Annotated in this window: 1 protein-coding gene; it reads left to right on the forward strand. The window is 73.5% G+C overall.

Annotation, left to right across the window (positions count from 1 at the left end; genetic code table 11):
- A partial coding sequence (locus GT030_RS37420) for a DUF6643 family protein (RefSeq protein ID WP_346009710.1) occupies positions 1–148 on the forward strand: 148 nt, incomplete at its 5' end.
- Positions 149–615: the final 467 nt, after the last annotated feature.

The following is a 615-nucleotide window of genomic DNA, read 5'->3' on the forward strand; positions in this document are numbered from 1 at the left end:
CGGCGCCCCGCGCGGCTACCCCGGCGCGCAGCCCCAGCCGCCGCGCCCGGCGCCCTCGGGCTACGAGGCGATGCGCCCGGCCGCTCCCCGGCCGCCGCAGCAGCCGTACCAGGATCCGTACAACAACCAGCAGTACCGCGGCTACTGAGCCCGTTCGGCTCTTCGTAGCAGCCGTCCGGCTCCGGGAACGCGACTCCGCGATCGATCGACGTCCACCGTGACCAGCGGTGGTGCCGGTTCGACAACGGGGGGAAGGTCGTCACCCCGCCCGAGCCGTCCCGTCCCCCGTGTGCCGTCGCCGAGCTGTCGCCCGGCGGCGGCATTCGTCTGTCCACCTCCGCTCGTCCTCCCCTGACGCGCCCGTACCCCGTCACACGGGGAACATGCCGATCACTTTTCCCCACCGCGCCGAAGGGTGCGCGTCCACCTCCGGCACCACGTCCCCACCGGCCGGCTGTCCGGACAGGGGAACCGGGAACTCCCGCCGCACCAGGGCCGTTGGGCGAACATGAGAAGTCCGTGAGAGAAACCGCCGGGACGTGATGTCCTTCTCCTGGGCCCTCTTCACCGGGCCGGGGGGTGAGCGGGGCCGGCGCGGGGCAGGACAGGGGGCGT

This window comes from Streptomyces sp. SID1328, from assembly GCF_009865595.1.
In the GTDB taxonomy this organism is placed as follows: domain Bacteria; phylum Actinomycetota; class Actinomycetes; order Streptomycetales; family Streptomycetaceae; genus Streptomyces; species Streptomyces griseoluteus.